The sequence below is a fragment of the Streptomyces sp. NPDC006997 genome (genome assembly GCF_040635175.1).
Taxonomy (GTDB): Bacteria; Actinomycetota; Actinomycetes; order Streptomycetales; family Streptomycetaceae; genus Streptomyces.
Genome location: NZ_JBEYHH010000024.1, coordinates 101,895 through 118,062, shown reverse-complemented (window position 1 = coordinate 118,062; position 16,168 = coordinate 101,895). Strand labels below are relative to the sequence as shown.

10 protein-coding genes and 4 pseudogenes are annotated in these 16,168 nt (G+C 71.6%); 7 read left to right on the top strand and 7 right to left on the bottom strand.

Going from position 1 to position 16,168, the window contains the following annotated elements; genetic code table 11:
* Nucleotides 1-398 precede the first annotated feature (398 nt).
* Entirely contained in the window at nucleotides 399-848 is a 450-nt protein-coding gene (locus ABZ659_RS23955) for a PTS glucose transporter subunit IIA (RefSeq protein WP_360223635.1), read from the top strand.
* 79 nt (nucleotides 849-927) lie between these two features.
* Nucleotides 928-2,598 carry a phosphoenolpyruvate--protein phosphotransferase gene (gene ptsP / locus ABZ659_RS23950; RefSeq protein ID WP_360223633.1) on the top strand — a complete coding sequence of 557 codons (1,671 nt, stop codon included), beginning with the start codon at nucleotides 928-930 and terminating at the stop codon, nucleotides 2,596-2,598.
* Nucleotides 2,599-2,672: 74 nt separating this feature from the next.
* Here the strand turns inward: ptsP and ABZ659_RS23945 are convergent, their stop codons facing one another.
* Both ABZ659_RS23945 and ABZ659_RS23940 read right to left on the bottom strand, forming a co-directional pair.
* On the bottom strand, nucleotides 2,673-3,560 hold the full coding sequence (locus tag ABZ659_RS23945) for a hypothetical protein (protein ID WP_360223631.1): 888 nt from the start codon (nucleotides 3,558-3,560) through the stop codon (nucleotides 2,673-2,675).
* Between the two features lie 123 nt (nucleotides 3,561-3,683).
* Nucleotides 3,684-5,651, bottom strand: a complete 1,968-nt coding sequence (locus ABZ659_RS23940) for an acetoacetate--CoA ligase (RefSeq protein ID WP_360223629.1) — start codon at nucleotides 5,649-5,651, stop codon at nucleotides 3,684-3,686.
* 213 nt (nucleotides 5,652-5,864) lie between these two features.
* Here ABZ659_RS23940 and ABZ659_RS23935 point away from each other — a divergent pair, with 213 nt between their 5' ends.
* A complete protein-coding gene (locus ABZ659_RS23935; protein WP_360223628.1) occupies nucleotides 5,865-8,243 on the top strand; it encodes a TIM-barrel domain-containing protein in 2,379 nt (792 codons plus the stop codon).
* 53 nt (nucleotides 8,244-8,296) lie between these two features.
* On the opposite strand, the gene ABZ659_RS23930 is transcribed toward ABZ659_RS23935, so the two are convergent.
* Nucleotides 8,297-8,833: an NUDIX domain-containing protein gene (locus ABZ659_RS23930; protein WP_360223626.1), complete on the bottom strand. Its 537-nt coding sequence runs from the start codon at nucleotides 8,831-8,833 to the stop codon at nucleotides 8,297-8,299.
* 47 nt (nucleotides 8,834-8,880) lie between these two features.
* The gene (locus tag ABZ659_RS23925) at nucleotides 8,881-9,690 is read right to left on the bottom strand and encodes a M15 family metallopeptidase (RefSeq protein ID WP_360223624.1); all 810 of its coding nucleotides are present in this window, start codon (nucleotides 9,688-9,690) and stop codon (nucleotides 8,881-8,883) included.
* A 141-nt stretch (nucleotides 9,691-9,831) separates the two neighbouring features.
* On the opposite strand from ABZ659_RS23925, the pseudogene ABZ659_RS23920 reads away from it, so the two are divergent.
* The 4 pseudogenes from ABZ659_RS23920 to ABZ659_RS23905 all read left to right on the top strand — a co-directional run.
* Nucleotides 9,832-10,262: pseudogene (locus ABZ659_RS23920) on the top strand (zinc ribbon domain-containing protein); the annotation flags it as partial.
* Nucleotides 10,252-10,703: pseudogene (locus tag ABZ659_RS23915) on the top strand (hypothetical protein). The pseudogenes ABZ659_RS23920 and ABZ659_RS23915, both read left to right, overlap by 11 nt.
* Nucleotides 10,704-11,076: 373 nt before the next feature.
* Nucleotides 11,077-11,241, top strand: a pseudogene (locus ABZ659_RS23910) (aquaporin family protein); the annotation flags it as partial.
* Nucleotides 11,235-11,402 (top strand): annotated as a pseudogene (locus tag ABZ659_RS23905) (glycerol kinase); the annotation flags it as partial. The pseudogenes ABZ659_RS23910 and ABZ659_RS23905, both read left to right, overlap by 7 nt.
* Nucleotides 11,403-11,502: 100 nt before the next feature.
* Here ABZ659_RS23905 and ABZ659_RS23900 read toward each other — a convergent pair.
* The 3 genes from ABZ659_RS23900 to ABZ659_RS23890 are packed head-to-tail and all read right to left on the bottom strand — an operon-like array spanning nucleotide 11,503 to nucleotide 16,165.
* Nucleotides 11,503-12,108, bottom strand: a complete 606-nt coding sequence (locus ABZ659_RS23900) for an ATP/GTP-binding protein (protein ID WP_360223622.1) — start codon at nucleotides 12,106-12,108, stop codon at nucleotides 11,503-11,505.
* Entirely contained in the window at nucleotides 12,089-15,745 is a 3,657-nt protein-coding gene (locus tag ABZ659_RS23895; RefSeq protein WP_360223620.1) for a hydantoinase B/oxoprolinase family protein, read from the bottom strand. The genes ABZ659_RS23900 and ABZ659_RS23895 overlap by 20 nt, the downstream gene beginning before the upstream one ends.
* Nucleotides 15,746-15,769: 24 nt before the next feature.
* A complete protein-coding gene (locus ABZ659_RS23890; protein WP_360223618.1) occupies nucleotides 15,770-16,165 on the bottom strand; it encodes a DUF742 domain-containing protein in 396 nt (131 codons plus the stop codon).
* Nucleotides 16,166-16,168: the final 3 nt, after the last annotated feature.

Genomic DNA, 16,168 nt, shown 5'->3' with positions numbered 1-16,168 from the left:
TTGAGTTCTCAAGGAACGGCCGCTTCCTTTGTACTCACCCTCTCGGGCTTTCCTCCGGGCGCTTCCCTTCGGTCTTGCGTTTCCGACTCTATCAGCGTTTTTCCATGCTCCTGACCACCATTCCGCAGACATGCGAAAGATGACCCCGAGATAGGATCTGACAAGTTGGATGCTGCCAAGCTGAGGCGCTGGATCGCGTCGCTCAACCCCAGGCAGGTCTACGACTGTACATGGGGCGCTGGAGCGCGTGCAAATCGATTGGTAGAGTGGTCTAGACCTCTGAACCGGGATCGGCTGCGCGGAACGGGTGGTTCATATGACATACCCTGCTGAACAGTGCGCCGTCCGGGACAGGTAGTGACGGCCCATCTGCATCTCCACGCTCTGGGAGGCTCCCCATGACCACCGTGACGTCCCCGCTCGCAGGACGCGCCATCGGACTGGCAGAGGTGCCTGATCCGGTCTTCTCCGGGGCCATGGTCGGCCCGGGAACCGCCATCGACCCCGTGCGTGAGCCTGTCGCGGCGGTGGCACCCGTCGACGGTGTGATCGTCTCCCTGCACCCGCACGCCTTCGTGGTCGTCGACGCGGAGGGCCACGGTGTGCTCACCCACCTCGGTATCGACACCGTGCAGCTCAACGGCGAGGGCTTCGAACTACTCGTGAACAAGGGCGACACCGTGGCGCGCGGCCAGGCCGTCGTACGTTGGGACCCGGCCGCCGTCGAGGCCGCAGGCAAGTCCCCGGTGTGCCCGGTCGTGGCGCTGGAGGCCACCGCCGAGGCCCTCTCCGAACTGCGTGAGGACGGCGACGTCAAGGCTGGCGACAGTCTCTTCCTCTGGAAGTGACGTCAGGGCCGTCGTCCGGCGGCTCTCAGGACATCAACCGCGGCGGCCGGGTCCGTCGCACTATGCGGAGACGGGTGAGATGGAGACAACGCTGCGAGGCGTCGGCGTGAGCCACGGTGTGGCGATCGGCGAGGTTCGGCACATGGGCACGGCGGTGCTGGAGCCGCCTGCCAAGCAGATCCCGGCGGAGGACGCGGAGCGTGAGCAGGGGCGCGCCCGCAAGGCCGTGGAAGCCGTGGCCGCCGATCTGATGGCGCGCGGCAACCTGGCCGGGGGCGAGGCCCAGGCGGTGCTCGAGGCGCAGGCCATGATGGCGCAGGACCCCGAGCTGATGGCGGACGTCGAACGCCGGATCGCCGTGGGCAGCACGGCCGAGCGCGCGGTGTACGACGCCTTCGCCGCGTACCGGGCTCTGCTGGCGGGTGCCGGGGAGTACCTCGCGGGTCGGGTCGCCGACCTCGATGACGTGCGGAACCGTATCGTCGCCCGGCTGCTCGGGGTGCCCATGCCGGGTGTCCCGGACAGCGACAAGCCGTACGTCCTGATCGCGCGTGACCTCGCGCCCGCGGACACGGCGCTGCTCGACCCGGCGCTGGTGCTCGGTTTCGTGACCGAGGAGGGGGGGCCGACCAGCCACAGCGCGATCCTCGCGCGGGCGCTCGGCGTTCCGGCCGTGGTGGCGCTGCCGGGAGCCGGCGAGCTGGCCGAAGGCACGGTGGTCGCCGTGGACGGGAGCACCGGTGAGATCTTCGTGAGCCCGAGCGAGGAGCGGAAGGCCACGCTGACGGCCGCCGCCGCGGAGCGGAAGGCCGCGCTGGCCGCGGCGACCGGGCCGGGTGCGACCTCCGACGGTCACAAGGTGCCGCTGCTGGCCAACGTCGGCGGTCCGGCGGACGTTCCCGCGGCGGTCGAGGCGGGGGCGGAGGGTGTGGGTCTCTTCCGTACCGAGTTCCTCTTCCTTGATGACAGCAAGCAGGCGCCCTCGGAGGAGAAGCAGGTCGCGGCGTACCGGCAGGTGCTGGAGGCCTTTCCTGAGGGGCGGGTCGTGGTGCGGGTGCTGGACGCGGGCGCCGACAAGCCGCTGGACTTCCTCACCCCCGCCGACGAGCCCAACCCGGCGCTGGGCGTGCGGGGGCTGAGGACGCTGCTGGACCACCCCGAGGTGTTGCGCACCCAGCTCACGGCGCTGGCGAAGGCCGCCGCGGGGCTGCCGGTGTACCTGGAGGTCATGGCCCCGATGGTGGCGGACCGCGCGGACGCCAAGGCGTTCGCGGACGCCTGCCGGGAGGCCGGGCTGAAGGCGAAGTTCGGCGCGATGGTGGAGATCCCGTCGGCCGCGCTGCGGGCGCGGTCGATCCTCCAGGAGGTGGAGTTCCTCTCTCTGGGCACCAACGACCTCGCGCAGTACACCTTCGCGGCCGACCGTCAGGTGGGCGCGGTGTCCCGTCTCCAGGACCCGTGGCAGCCCGCGCTGCTTGACCTGGTCGCGCTGTCCGCCGAGGCGGCGAAGGCCGAGGGCAAGAGCTGTGGCGTCTGCGGTGAGGCCGCGTCGGATCCGCTGCTGGCGTGTGTGCTGACCGGTCTGGGTGTCACCTCCCTGTCGATGGGTGCGGCGTCGCTCCCCTATGTGCGCGCGACGTTGGCGAAGTACACGCTGGCGCAGTGTGAGCGGGCCGCGGCGGCCGCTCGGGCGACGGACAGCGCGCAGGACGCGCGCAGCGCCGCTCAGGCGGTGCTCTCCGGGGAGTAGGGCCGCGGCCGTACTCCTGCGTGGTTGTCGTGCAGGGGCGCTCCGCCTTCGGGTGGGGCGCCCTCGCGCGTTCTTCAGTGCTGGTGGCCCGGTGAGTCCTCTCCCAGGTCGGGGGGTGTCGTGTAGTCGACGTCCGACTCGGGTCCGATGAGGTCGCCGGAGACGATGTCGGTGCAGTAGGCGTCGAAGACCTCCGCGGCCGTGAGGGGGTGCAGGCCGTCGTCGCGCAGGCGCCAGCCGTAGACACGGTCGGTGGTGCCGGGGCTGGTGGTCCTCATGACGAGGCCACCCGGACTGCCGGTGGCGATGCCGACGGCCAGGACCGTGGTGAATTCGAGTGCTTCTGCTTCGTCGAGCCGGGTGGCCCCTTGGGTGTCGTTCGCCGTGTGGAGGGCGGCGAGCAGTACTTCCGGTGTTCCGGTGACGCTGCAGACGAGGTGGTGGCTGCCCGGTGGGGCCGTGTCGAGGATGCGGACGAGGAGGGCCGAAGCGCGGGCGAAGGCGGCGCGGCCGAGGTCCTCGCCGCAGGACGCGCAGGCCCCGAGGTGGGCGAGGAGGGTGGCCGCGTACTCCCAGGTGGCCTGTCGGACGGCCTCGTCGACGAGGGCGGGGATCAGGTCGGTGACGGGCTGGCCCTCGTAGGGCAGGGCGGAGCCCTTGGTGGTGAGTTCGGCGGTGAAGCGTGTCCGGCTGGACGGGAGGTCCGGGTCGAGGCCGTTCTCCGTGCAGAAGTCGGCGTACTCCTCTGGGTCGAAGAGGGCGACCGTCGTGTGGCTGCCCTGGGACACCCGGGTTTTGAGGACGGCTTCGACCTGCCGGAGGTAGGTGGTGTGGTCGTCGAAGGTGAAGCTCGGGTAGCGCCGCATGGCGCGGAAGTCGTGTTCGTCGGTGAGCAGGCCGATGGTTCCGGCGATTTCGCCGCGCAGTGCGCGTCGCATGGTCCGCTGGTCGGTGTGCGCCATGTCTTTTCCCCCTGTGAGCGGTCGATCAATACTCACTCACCGTAACCGCCGCCACTGACAATGGGAGGTCGGGCCGGTCGGCGGCAGTCACGGCGGTGAGTGAAACCGCAGGTCAGGGGGTTGTCAGGCGCGTTTGCGGGCCAGTTCCTCGTAGAAGTGCAGAAGGTCGAGGTCGTCGATGGAGCCGGGGTTGACGGCCTTGTGCAGGGGCGTGCCCTGGAGGAGGCGTTTGACCGGGACTTCGATGCGCTTGCCGGTGAGGGTGTGGGGGACGCCGGGGACCTCGATGATCTCGTCGGGGACGTGGCGTGGGGAGAGCTGTTCGCGGATGGTCTGCTTGATCCGGGTCAGGAGCGCCTCGTCGAGGACCGCGCCGGGGGCAAGCTGCACGAACAGGGGCATCCAGTAGCCGCCGTCGGGCTGCTCAATGCCGATGACCAGGGATTCCTTGATCTCGGGGAGCCGTTCCACGGCTTCGTAGATGTCCGCGGAGCCCATCCGGACACCTTGGCGGTTGAGGGTTGAGTCGGAGCGGCCGTGGATGACGACGGAGCCCCGGGAGGTGACGGTGATCCAGTCGCCGTGCCGCCAGACGCCGGGGTAGGTGTCGAAGTAGCTGTCGTGGTAGCGGCTGCCGTCGGGGTCGTTCCAGAAGCGGATCGGCATGGACGGCATGGGGTTGGTGACGACGAGTTCGCCGACCTCGCCGATGAGGGGGTGGCCGCTCGGGTCCCAGGACTGGAGGTCGGTGCCGAGGCCGGGTGCCTGGAGTTCGCCGGTGTGGACAGGGAGGGTGGGGACGGCTCCGGCGAAGCAGGAGCAGACGTCCGTGCCACCGCTCACGGAGGCGATCCACAGGTCCTCGCGGACCTCGTCGTGCAGCCAGCGGAAGCCGTCGGGCGGCAGCGGGGATCCGGTGGTGGCGACGCACTGGACGGAGGAGAGGTCGTAGTCCCGCGCGGGGTGCACGCCCGCCTTGCGGCAGGCCATGACGTAGGCGGCCGAGGTGCCGTAGAGCGTGGCCTTGGTGCGTTCGGCGATGCGCCACTGGGCGCCGGTGTCGGGGTAGCCGGGGCTGCCGTCGTAGAGGACGATCGTGGTGCCGGTGAGCAGGCCGGAGACGAGGAAGTTCCACATCATCCAGCCCGTCGACGTGTACCAGAAGAAGCGGTCGCCGGGGCCGAGGTCGCAGTGCAGGCCGAGCTGTTTGAGGTGCTCGACGAGGATGCCGCCCTGGGACTGGACGATGGCCTTGGGGAGGCCGGTCGTACCGGAGGAGTAGAGCACCCACAGGGGGTGGTCGAAGGGAACCTGTTCGAACTCGGGTTCGGTGTCGGCAGTGGTCAGTGCCGACCAATCCAGAGCGCCTTCGGGGGCCGGGGCGCCGAGCAAGGGGATGTGGACGACGGCGCGCAGCGTGGGCAGTTCGCGGCGGAGTTCGGCGACCGTGTCACGGCGGTCGTGTTCCTTGCCGCCGTAGCGGTAGCCGTCGACGGTGAAGAGGACGACGGGTTCGACCTGCTGGAAGCGGTCCAGGACGCTGCGGGCGCCGAAGTCGGGTGCGCAGGAGGTCCATACGGCACCGACGGCGGCGGTGGCGAGGAGGGCGACCACGGCCTGCGGGATGTTCGGGAGGTAGCCGCTCACGCGGTCGCCGGGGCGGACGCCCAGGGCGCGCAGTTCGGCGGCGAGGGAGCCGACCTGGCGGCGCAGCTCGGACCAGGTCACCGGGCGGGGTTCATGGCTCTCGTCGACGCAGAGGAGGGCTGGTTCGTCCGGACGGGTCGTGGCGGCGCGCAGGGCGTGCTCGGCGTAGTTGAGGGTGGCGCCGGGGAACCACTGGGCTCCGGGCATGGCGCGGTCGCCCAGCACGCGCGCGTAGGGGGTGGAGAAGTGGACGCCGAACCATTCCGTGACGGCTTTCCAGAAGGTGTCCAGCTCGGCCACGGACCAGCGGTGCAGGGCCGCGTATCCATCCTCGGTGGGGGCGCCGTGGTGCTCCGCGGCCCAGGCGTGGAACCTGGTGATCTGGGCCTGGGCGATGCGTTCCGGATCGGGCTGCCAGAGCGGCTGGAGGTTCTCGGTCGACATGGGGCGGCTCCCGGACTGTGCGCGTCGTGTGCGTCGCTCGCGCACGGGCGGGGATGTGCGCGTGACGCGGCTGACACGGACGATGCCACGTGATCGACATCAGCACCAGGGTGTACCGCACATAGTCCGTGTCGTGAAGATGTGGCCGAAGCACTGGTGAACGGCAGTTGAACGGCGCCCTCCGGCGGCTCCCTCAATGGCAGGGTGATCAACATGGACGGTCATGACCTGGTGCGTTCGGTGAGGGCAGTCGGTTCGGCGGGGGTGACTCGCGGGCTGCGGATGGCGCGGGCCGCGTGGCGCGGCAGGCGCGCGGACGCCTCCGGGCTGCCACCGCGGGGCCCCGAGCGCGCGCGGGTGCCCGGTGCGGTGCGGGACGTGGTGCCCGAGCCGGGGGGCGGCACCGTACGGTTCGGCCGGGCGGAGCTGCGGATCATCGTCACCGTGAGCGGGGCGGTCTTCTGGGGGTGGGACGGCGCGGGGCCCGAGCCGTCGTACGCGCTCGCCGGGCGGTGTCCGGATCCGGATCCGCGGGCGGTGCTGGAGCCGGACACGGACGGTGGCTGGCGGGTGGTGGCCGAGCGGGTGACGGTCGTGGTGTCGCGGTACGGCGCGGTCGAGGTGCTCACGCCGGGCGGGGTGCTGCTGCGCCGTGATCTGCCGCCGCGCTGGTGGGAGCCGGTCGGTGGCGGTCCGGCCCGCTGGATGCAGCGGTCGGAGGTGCCCGCGGACGCGCGGTTCTTCGGGCTGGGCGGGCGGGCCTCGGGGCCGCGGCTGCGGGATGGCACGTACCGGCTGTGGAACACCGATCCGGGGCGCGTCTTCGGCCCCGGGGACGATCCGCTCTACGTCACGATGCCGGTGCAGTGGGTGGTGGCCGACGCGGGGACGCATCTGGTGTGCCACGACAGTTCCTGGGACGGCACGGTGACCGTGCGGGAGGGGGAGGAGGGCGCCGGGTCCGGGCATGACCGGGCCGGGTCGTGCGAGCTGCGGATGGACGGCGGTCCGCTGCGCTGCTGGGTGGTGGTGGGCTCCCCCGCGCGCGTGCTGCTCGCCTGGTCCGCGCTGACGGGGGCGCCCGCGCTGCCGCCCGCGTGGGCGCTGGGCCACCACCACGCGCGGTGGGGTTTCGGCGGCGAGGAGGAGGTGCGGCGGATCGTCGCGGGGTACCGGGAGCGCGGGCTGCCGCTGGACGCGGTCCATCTGGACATCGACCACTACGACGCCCATCAGGTGTTCACCGTCGACCAGGACCGTTTCCCGAAGCTGCCGCGGCTCGCCGAGGAGTTGCTGCGGGAGGGCATACGGCTGGTGTCGATCGTCGATCCGGCGGTCAAGGCGGCGCCGGGCAACGCGGTGTACGACAGCGGTGTGGCCGAGGACGCCTTCGTGCGGGACGCGTCGGGGCGGCTGGTGCGGGGGGTCGTGTGGCCCGGGGACGCGGTCTATCCGGACTTCACGCACGCGCGCGTGCGTGAGTGGTGGGGTGGTCTGTACGCGGAGCGGCTCGGGCAGGGGTTCTCGGGTTTCTGGCATGACATGAACGAGCCGACGTCGCTCAACGCCTTCGGGGAGTTGACGCTGCCGCGGTCGTCACGGCACGCCCTGGAGGGGCGCGGCGGCGATCACCGTGAGGCGCACAACGTCTACGCGTTGTGCATGGCGAGGGCGGGCTACGAAGGGCTGCGCCGACTCGCGCCGGACGAGCGGCCGTTCGTCTTCTCGCGGTCCGGTTGGGTCGGTATGCAGCGGTATGGCGGGAGCTGGTCGGGTGACGTGGGCACCGGCTGGCCGGGGCTGCGGGCGTCCCTCTCGCTGGTCCTCGGGTTGGGGCTGTGCGGGGTGCCGTACTCCGGGCCGGACGTGGGGGGTTTCGACGGCTGTCCGTCGCCGGAGCTGTTTCTGCGGTGGTTCCAGCTGGGCGCGTACCTGCCGCTGTTCCGGACGCACGCGAGTATGCGCGCGGGGCGGCGGGAGCCGTGGGAGTTCGGGGTCGAGACGCTGGAGCACGCGCGCGTGGCGCTCCTCGAACGGCGACGGCTGCTGCCGTACTTCGTGACACTGGCCCAGCTGGCACGGCGTACGGGGGCGCCTTATGTGCGGCCCTTGTGGTGGGGTGCGCCGGAGGACCGCGCGCTGCGTGACTGTGAGGACGCCTTCCTGCTGGGTGACTGTCTGCTGGTGGCGCCGGTGCTGGAGCCCGGGACGGACCGGCGGGCAGTGCGGCTGCCGCGTGGGCGCTGGTACGACACGGTGACGGAGCAGGTGTACGAGGGGCCCGGGCGGGTGGTCGTCGACGCTCCGCTGTCCCGGGTGCCGGTGCTCGCACGCGCGGGTGCCGTCGTACCGGTGCGTGGGGCGGACGGTGACGTGGAGCTGGAGGTGTGGGCGCCCGCCCCGGGACGCACGGGGGGCGGGCTGGTGGTGCCGGACGCGGGCGACGGGTGGGAGGAGCCGGATGTCGAGCGGTACGTCGTCCGCTGGAAGGGCCATCAGGTGGTGGTCCACCGGGAGAGCGACGACGGGCTGGGGGAGCCGGGCCGCCCGGTGCGAATACGGGGACTCGGGGTCCCCGGAGACCAGGCATAGCGGCGGCCCGGGGAGCGGATACGGCGGCCGGTGGCAGGTGCAGCGGGCCGGGGTCAGATGTAGCGGCCCTCGAACCACGCCCGCGCGGCAAGGGTGTGCAGTGGGAAGGCCAGCTCCTGTGGCCTGCGCAGCAGGTGCCAGCCCGCTGTCTCCGCGGTGGCCGCGGGCTGGGGCAGGCCCTCGGCGGGGCGTTCCGGCAGGAGTCCGAAGAGCAGCAGGTGCCCGTCGGGGGAACTCATCGCGTCGACGAGCCGTACGTCGCGGCTCGCGGCGTCGATGCCGGTCTCCTCCTTGAGTTCGCGGACGACGGCCTGGCGCCAGTCCTCGCGGTCGTCGATGTAGCCGCCGGGCAGTGCGGTGCCCCCGCGCGCGGGGGTGATGGTGCGGGTGATGACGACCAGTGCGGTGCCCTGGGTGTCGTACACGGGCTGGAGGGCCACCGCGACCGGCAGCGGGTTGCGGTAGGCGACGGTGCCGCAGGCGGGGCAGGTGCGGGGCCAGCCGGAGACGCCCTCTCCGTAGGGCGATCCGCAGCTCGAACAGTGGGAGTTCGCCGCGGGGTTGACAGCGGAGGTTTCGGTTTCGGACACGCGGCGGACTGTATCCGATCACCAAGAGGCCGTCTTCGGCGGGCGGTTCAGGGACGGTGGGTGAGCGACTTGGCGGAGACGGGGAAGTCGAAGTAGATGGCCGGGTAGCTCTCGGGGCGGTAGGTGAAGTGCCACCACTCCTCGGCGAGGTTCACGAAACCGAGGTCTTCGAGGGTGGTCTTCAGGAGCAGCCGGTGGGCGCGCTGTTGGCCCTGGATGCGCGGGTCGAGGGTGTGGGAGCGGGTGTCGAAGCAGTCGTAGCCCGTGCCCATGTCCACGGAGTTGTCCGGGAAGCGCTCGCTCTGGGGCGCGTAGCAGGGGACGAGGGGTTCGCCGGGGACGTAGGGCCTGGTGGGGCGAGCCGGGAGCCGGACGAGGGTGAGGTCGACGGTGGAGCCGCGGCTGTGGCCGGACTTCTCGGCGATGTAGCCGTCCGCGAACAGCCGGGTCTTGTCGACGTCCGGGTAGAACTCGTCCTTCATGGCCTGGTCGTCGAGGTCCTCGGCCCAGCGGACGAAGTGGTCGACGGCGCGCTGTGGCCGGTAGCAGTCGTACACCTTGAGGGCGTAGCCCTGGCGCAGGAGTTGTTTCTGGGCCTGGTGGAGGGCTTGGGCGGCGGGGCGGGTGAGGATGCAGAGGGACTGCTGGTAGCCGTCGACGCGCTCTCCGACGAAGTTGTGCGGGGTGAAGTAGCGCATCTCCTCGATGATCGTGCGGTCCACGGCGCGCAGCGCCACGAAGTCGTCGGGCGCCTTGGGCTCGGTCTTCGCCTGGGCGGGGGCGGAGGTGGCGGTCGCGGCGAGCAGGGCGGCGAGCGCGGTGACCAGTCCTCGCGCCGCGATGGTGAGTCGTGTCATGCACCCTCCATCTATCAGGTGGCAGGTGCGGGAGGGAAGACGCCCTGCCGCTTCCTGATCACCCATGGCTCATTGCTGACGCGCCGTCAGTTACCGTTCGGGGAGGGGCGTCGACAGGTACACGGACTCCGGTGGTCGCCCGGGTCGTTCTCCGGGGACGGGAAAGACTTCCGGCCGCTCGGCACCCGCTGCTCGGCGTGCGGGTCGGTCTTCGATGCCGCGCGAGGACACGCACTGCCGCAACCCCGGGTGCTCCGGCGGCGACCTGGTGGGAGTGCCGCTGTCGCGGCGCGGGCGGGGCTGGTCGCACAACACGGACAGCCGGTACCGGCTTCCGTCACCGTAAGTGACCGATCCGGAACTTCCCTGGGTGCCGTGCGCGTTGATCGATGTGGAGCTGGATGGAGTCCGAGCGGCTGGCGGTGCTGGGACAGGCGGCTCCCGGGACCACCGTCGCGGAGTCGGCGGTGAGCTTGAAGGTGGAGGTCGTCCCCGGCGTGCTGCACGAGGACGGGGAGACGACCTGGACGACGTGGCGCTGGCGGCCGACGGGGGGACACGATGACGGGTGAGGTGGCGATGCTGGGCGCGGGGGTGCACCCGTGGGGCGAGCGGGGGCGCGGCTTCGGGAGTACGGGGCGGCGGCCCGCGCGGCACTCGCCGACGCCGGTCTCGACTGGCGGCAGACCGGCTCGGTCGTGGGTGCCGGGACGGTGCGCGGCGGTTACCTCGGGTCTGTGGCGGGGGCGGCGTTCGCCAAGGCGCCGGGCTGGCAGGACGCCCGGGTCCCCAGCGGGGGCGACCGCGCCGGGCGGGCGCATACCGGTGAACGCCAGCGGTGGGCTGGCCTCCTTCGGGGAGGCGGTGCCCGCCCAGGCGATCGCGCAGATCTGCGAGCTGACGTGGCAGCTGCGGAATGCGGCGGGTGACCGGCAGGTCACGGGGCCCGCGCGGGCCTCGCGGGGAACCAGGGACTGTTCGGGCACGGTTCGGCGGTGATCGCGGTGCGCTGAGCACCGGGCCTCTTCGTCGCGCGCGCTTCCCGGCGGACTGTGCGCACGGTGGGTGATCGCCTCGCGGTCCCGGCAACCGTCGGCGTCAGCGACCTTGACGACCCCTGGGTGCCGGTGAACACCTCCCGGTGTCAGCCGACATCGCCGTACATTCTCGGCGGATTCCGGCACTCCGCCGCATGGGCTCGTCAACCCGGTTCACTCCCCCGCAAGGCGATTCGGCCACGACGACACGCTGTCACGGACGCCCAGGCTGGGCGCGGGACCGCGCTGCCCTCGGCCAGTTCGCCACGGGAGCAACGGGAACGGCGGGATACCAGCCCGCATGTCCAGGACCGGGGTCGATCACCCGGGTCCGGCGCTAGGAGCAGCCATGAGCAACGGAGACATTGTCGTCGGCGAGATCATCGGCACCGCGATCCTGATCCTCCTCGGCGCCGGAGTCTGCGCCGCAGTCACTCTCAGGCACGCCAAGGCCAGAGCCTCCGGCTGGATCGTGATCGCGTTCGGCTGGGGGTTCGGGGTGATGGCGGGCTCGCCACCGGCGTCTGGAACGACCTCGACGAGCTGAAGGCGCACTGGCAGCGGGACGCCGAGTGGACCCCGGCGATCGCGGCGCCGGCACGGGACCGCGAGTTCCGCAACTGGCGCCGGGCGGTGGAGAAGAGCTTCGGCTGGCTGGAGGTCGGCGACAACTAGACGCCCCGCACGCGCGCGTGCGGGGCGGTGCCGAGGGTGTCTGAGGGGGCGGGCCCGTGCCCCGGCCGGCGGGGGTAACGGGCCATCCCGCGCGTCCGCCTTACGTGGCGAGGGCGTGGCGGCGCCCCGCCGACTGCGCCATCGCGTGCTCGACGACCCCGATCAGCACGTCCTTGACCGACTCGCGGTCACGGGCGTCGCACAGCAGCAGCGGTACGCCGTCGTCGAGGTCGAGGGCCTGACGGACGGTGTCGACGGGGTGCCGGGCGGCCCCTTCGAAGCAGTTGACGCCGACGAGGAAGGGGATGGCACGCCGCTCGAAGTAGTCGACGGCGGCGAAGCAGTCCTCCAGGCGGCGGGTGTCGGCGAGGACGACGGCACCGAGCGCGCCCTCGGACAGTTCGTCCCACATGAACCAGAAGCGCTCCTGTCCGGGCGTGCCGAACAGGTACAGCGTCAGGTCCTCCCGCAGGGTGATACGGCCGAAGTCCATGGCCACGGTGGTGGTGTGCTTGGCCTCCACACCGCTGGTGTCGTCGACGGGGCGGCCCGCCTCGGTGAGCGCCTCCTCGGTCCGCAGCGGTTTGATCTCGCTGACCGCGCCGACGAGAGTGGTCTTGCCCACGCCGAAGCCTCCGGCCACCAGGATCTTGAGCGTGACGGGTTCTAAGGGGGGTGTGCCGCGCTCAGTGCGCCCGAGGATCATCGATGTCTTCTCCTGCCAGGTGGGGGTGGTCGGGCGGCGGGCCGTAGCCTCCGCCGCCGGGGGTCTCGATGACGAGTACGTCGTCGGGACCGACGTCCGTGGTGTCGCTGCCGCCGAGTGCGGTGACCGTGCCGTCCGCGCGCTCCACCCGGTTGGCGCCCAGCGCACCGGGTGCGCCGCCGTCCATGCCGTACGGCGGGACCCGGCGGTGCTGGGAGAGCGTGGAGACGGTCATCGGCTCCAGGAACCGGATGCGGCGCACCGCGCCGTCCCCGCCGCGGGTGCGTCCGGCGCCGCCGCTGCCGTGCCGCACCGCGAACGCGTCGAGCCGGACGGGCAGCCGCCACTCCAGGACCTCGGGGTCGGTCAGCCGCGAGTTGGTCATATGGGTCTGTACGACGCTCGCGCCGGGGAAGCCGTCGCCCGCGCCTGAGCCGGAGGCGACGGTCTCGTAGTACTGGTGGCGCGCGTTGCCGAAGGTGACGTTGTTCATCGTGCCGGAGCCCTCGGCCTGCACGCCGAGCGCCGCGTAGAGCGCCCCGGTAATGGCCTGGGAGGTCTCCACGTTGCCCGCGACGACGGCGGCGGGCGGCTCGGGGGCGAGCAGGGAACCGGGCGGCACGATGATGCGCAGGGGGCGCAGGCAGCCGTCGTTGAGCGGGATGTCGTCGGCGACGAGGGTACGGAAGACGTAGAGGACGGCCGCGTTCACCACCGCGTAGGGGGCGTTGAAGTTGCTGTCCAGCTGGGGTGAGGTGCCGGTGAAGTCGACGGTGGCGGAGCGGTTCTCGCGGTCCACGCGCACGCGTACCCGGATGACGGCGCCGGAGTCGGTCTCGTAGGAGCAGTCGCCGTCGTCGAGGGCTTCGATCACCCGGCGCACGGCCTCCTCGGCGTTGTCCTGCACGTGCCGCATGTACGCCTGGACGACGTCGAGACCGAAGTCCCCGATCATCCGGGTGACTTCGTCGACGCCCTTCTGGTTGGCGGCGATCTGGGCGCGCAGGTCGGCGAGGTTGGTCCGGGGGTTGCGGGAGGGATGCGGGGCCTCGGTGAGCAGGCGGAGGGTCTCCCGCTCGCGGAAGTGGCCGTCCTCGGCGAGCAGCCAGTTGTCGAAGAGGACGCCCTCCTCGTCGATGCTGCGGCTGTCGGCGGGCATGGAACCGGGCGCGATGCCGCCGAGCTCGGCGTGGTGGCCACGGGAGGCGACGTAGAACAGGATCCGGTCACCCTGCGTGGTCCCGGGGTGCGAGGCGGACCGGGTGTCGAAGACCGGGGTGATGACGGTGACGTCGGGCAGGTGGGTGCCGCCGTGGTACGGGTCGTTGACGGCGTAGGTGTCGCCGAGGCGCATCCGCGGGCCGCGGCGGCGGATGACCTCCTTGACGCTGGTGCCCATGGAGCCCAGGTGGACGGGGATGTGCGGGGCGTTGGCGACCAGGTTGCCGTCCGGGTCGAAGAGGGCGCAGGAGAAGTCCAGTCGCTCCTTGATGTTGACGGACTGGGCCGTGGACTCCAGCCGGGCGCCCATCTGTTCGGCGATGGACATGAACAGGTTGTTGAAGACTTCAAGCAGAACGGGGTCGACTTTCGTGTCGAGTTCGGAACTCTGTGTAATCGCCGCGCGTTCCATGAGCAGATGCCCGTGGTCGGTCGCGGCGGCCCGCCAGCCGTCGTCGACGACGGTGGTCGCGCTCGCCTCCGTGATGACCGCGGGCCCGTTGACCGTCTCGCCGGGCGGCAGGTCGGCGCGGTGGTGCAGGGGCACGTCGCGCCAGGTGCCGCCGGTGTGGAGGCGGACGGTCCGCGGGGTGCGGGAGCGGCCTTCGTACGGGGCGAGGGCGGACAGATCGGGGGGTGGGGTGATGCCGGTGGCTTCGACGGAGAGGGCTTCGACGACGATCGGGCGGTCCAGGGTGAAGGAGTACGTGGCGTGGTGACGTTCTTCGAAGGAGCGCCGCATCGTGGCGGGGTCGGTCAGTTCGACGGTGAGGGTGGTGTCGGTGCCGTCGTAGCGCAGCTGGGCGCGGCGGGTGACCTGGACGCGGTCCTCGGGCACGTCCTCGGCGCGGAGTTCGGCGCGGGCGGCGGACTCCAGGTCGTCGGCGGTCTCGACGACGCCGGGCATGGCGGCGGGTTCCAGGGGCGCCTCGACGGACTGTTCGCGCATGGCGGTGGTGTCGGCGAGGCCGATGCCGAGCGCGGAGAGCACCCCGGCCATGGGCGGCACCAGGACGGTGCGGATGCCGAGCGAGTCGGCGACCTTGCACGCGTGCTGGCCGCCCGCCCCGCCGAAGGTGGTCAGGGCGTAGCGGGTGACGTCGTGGCCTTTCTGTACGGAGATCCGCTTGACGGCGTTGGCGATGTTGGCGACCGCGATGTCCAGGTAGCCCTCGGCGACCTGTTCGGGGGTGCGGTCGTCGCCGGTGCGGTCCCTGATCTCGCGGGCCAGGGCGGTGAAGCGGGCCCGGACCAGGTCCCCGTCGAGGGGCTGGTCGCCGTCGGGTCCGAAGACCTGGGGGAAGTGCGCGGGCTGGATCCGGCCCAGCATGACGTTGGCGTCCGTGACGGCGAGCGGGCCGCCGCCGCGGTAGCAGGCCGGGCCCGGGTCCGCGCCCGCCGAGTCCGGCCCTACGCGGTAGCGGGAGCCGTCGAAGCGCAGCACCGAGCCGCCGCCGGCGGCGACGGTGTGGATGTCCAGCATGGGGGCACGCAGCCGGACACCGGCGATCTGGGTGGTGAAGACCCGTTCGTACGCGCCCGCGAAGTGCGAGACGTCGGTGGAGGTGCCGCCCATGTCGAAGCCGATGACGCGGTCGAACCCGGCGAGCTGCGACATCCGGGCCATGCCGACGATGCCGCCCGCGGGCCCGGACAGGATGGCGTCCTTGCCGCGGAACTGCCCGGCCTCGGCGAGCCCGCCGTTGGACTGCATGAACATCAGCCGGACGCCTTCGAGCCGGTCGCCGACGTGCTGGACGTAGCGGCGCAGCACGGGCGAGAGGTAGGCGTCGACGACAGCGGTGTCCCCGCGCGGGACGAGTTTCATCAGCGGGCTGACCTCACTGGACAGCGAGATCTGCGGAAATCCGATGTCGGCGGCCAGCTTTCCGACGGCGTGTTCGTGGGCGGGGTGGAGGTGGCTGTGCATACAGACGACGGCGACGGCGCGGATGCCGTCGTCGTACGCCTGGCGCAGCGGGCCCGCGAGGGCGTCGAGGTCGGGTGTCCGCAGTACGGTGCCGTCGGCGGCGATGCGCTCGTCCACCTCGACGACCCGCTCGTACAGCAGTTCGGGGAGCTGGATGTGGCGGGCGAAGATGCGGGGCCGGTTCTGGTAGGCGATGCGCAGAGCGTCGCGGAACCCCCTTGTGATGACCAGCAGGGTCCGCTCGCCCTTGCGCTCCAGGAGGGCGTTGGTGGCGACGGTGGTGCCCATCCGCACCGACTCGACGGACCCGACGGGGTCGCCGGAGTCCGCCAGCAGGGCACGGACCCCGGCGACCGCCGCGTCGGAGTAGCGGGCGGGGTCGTCCGACAGCAGCTTGTGCGTGAGCAGACGGCCGTCGGGGCGGCGCGCGACGACGTCGGTGAAGGTGCCGCCGCGGTCGACCCAGAACTGCCAGCCAGTCGTCACGTCCTCACCCCGCTTCCGCGCTGTTCACAGCGCACGGAGGCCGTTGATCACGTCGCGCAGAATACTCTCGTCGGGCAGTTCGGCCGGGGGCACCGGGCGCGTCACATGGACGAACTCGCTGTCGACGAGGTCCCCGATGAGGACCCTGACGACGCCGATGGGCAGATCCAGCTCGGAGGCGAGTTCGGCGACGGACTGCGGGGTCTCCCGGCAGAGCCCGACGATGTCCATGTGCTCCGGGGACAGCGTCGGGTCCTCTTCCGGGTCGTCCGCGTGGCGTTCCGTGACGACTACCGCGATCAGGTCGAGGCGGTGCTGGGCCGCATGGCTGGTGCGGCCACGTGTCATGGCGTAAGGGCGGACGACGGGCCCCGCGTCGTCGTCGAACCAGTGGCTTCGTGCCTGACCGTCTGCGCTCATGTC

Coding starts and splice junctions, on each gene's coding strand:
- ABZ659_RS23955 (WP_360223635.1), top strand. CDS start 399: ATGACCACCGTGACGTCCCCGCTCGCAGGACGCGCCATCGGACTGGCA.
- ptsP (WP_360223633.1), top strand. CDS start 928: ATGGAGACAACGCTGCGAGGCGTCGGCGTGAGCCACGGTGTGGCGATC.
- ABZ659_RS23945 (WP_360223631.1), bottom strand. CDS start 3,560: ATGGCGCACACCGACCAGCGGACCATGCGACGCGCACTGCGCGGCGAA.
- ABZ659_RS23940 (WP_360223629.1), bottom strand. CDS start 5,651: ATGTCGACCGAGAACCTCCAGCCGCTCTGGCAGCCCGATCCGGAACGC.
- ABZ659_RS23935 (WP_360223628.1), top strand. CDS start 5,865: ATGGACGGTCATGACCTGGTGCGTTCGGTGAGGGCAGTCGGTTCGGCG.
- ABZ659_RS23925 (WP_360223624.1), bottom strand. CDS start 9,690: ATGACACGACTCACCATCGCGGCGCGAGGACTGGTCACCGCGCTCGCC.
- ABZ659_RS23900 (WP_360223622.1), bottom strand. CDS start 12,108: ATGATCCTCGGGCGCACTGAGCGCGGCACACCCCCCTTAGAACCCGTC.
- ABZ659_RS23890 (WP_360223618.1), bottom strand. CDS start 16,165: ATGAGCGCAGACGGTCAGGCACGAAGCCACTGGTTCGACGACGACGCG.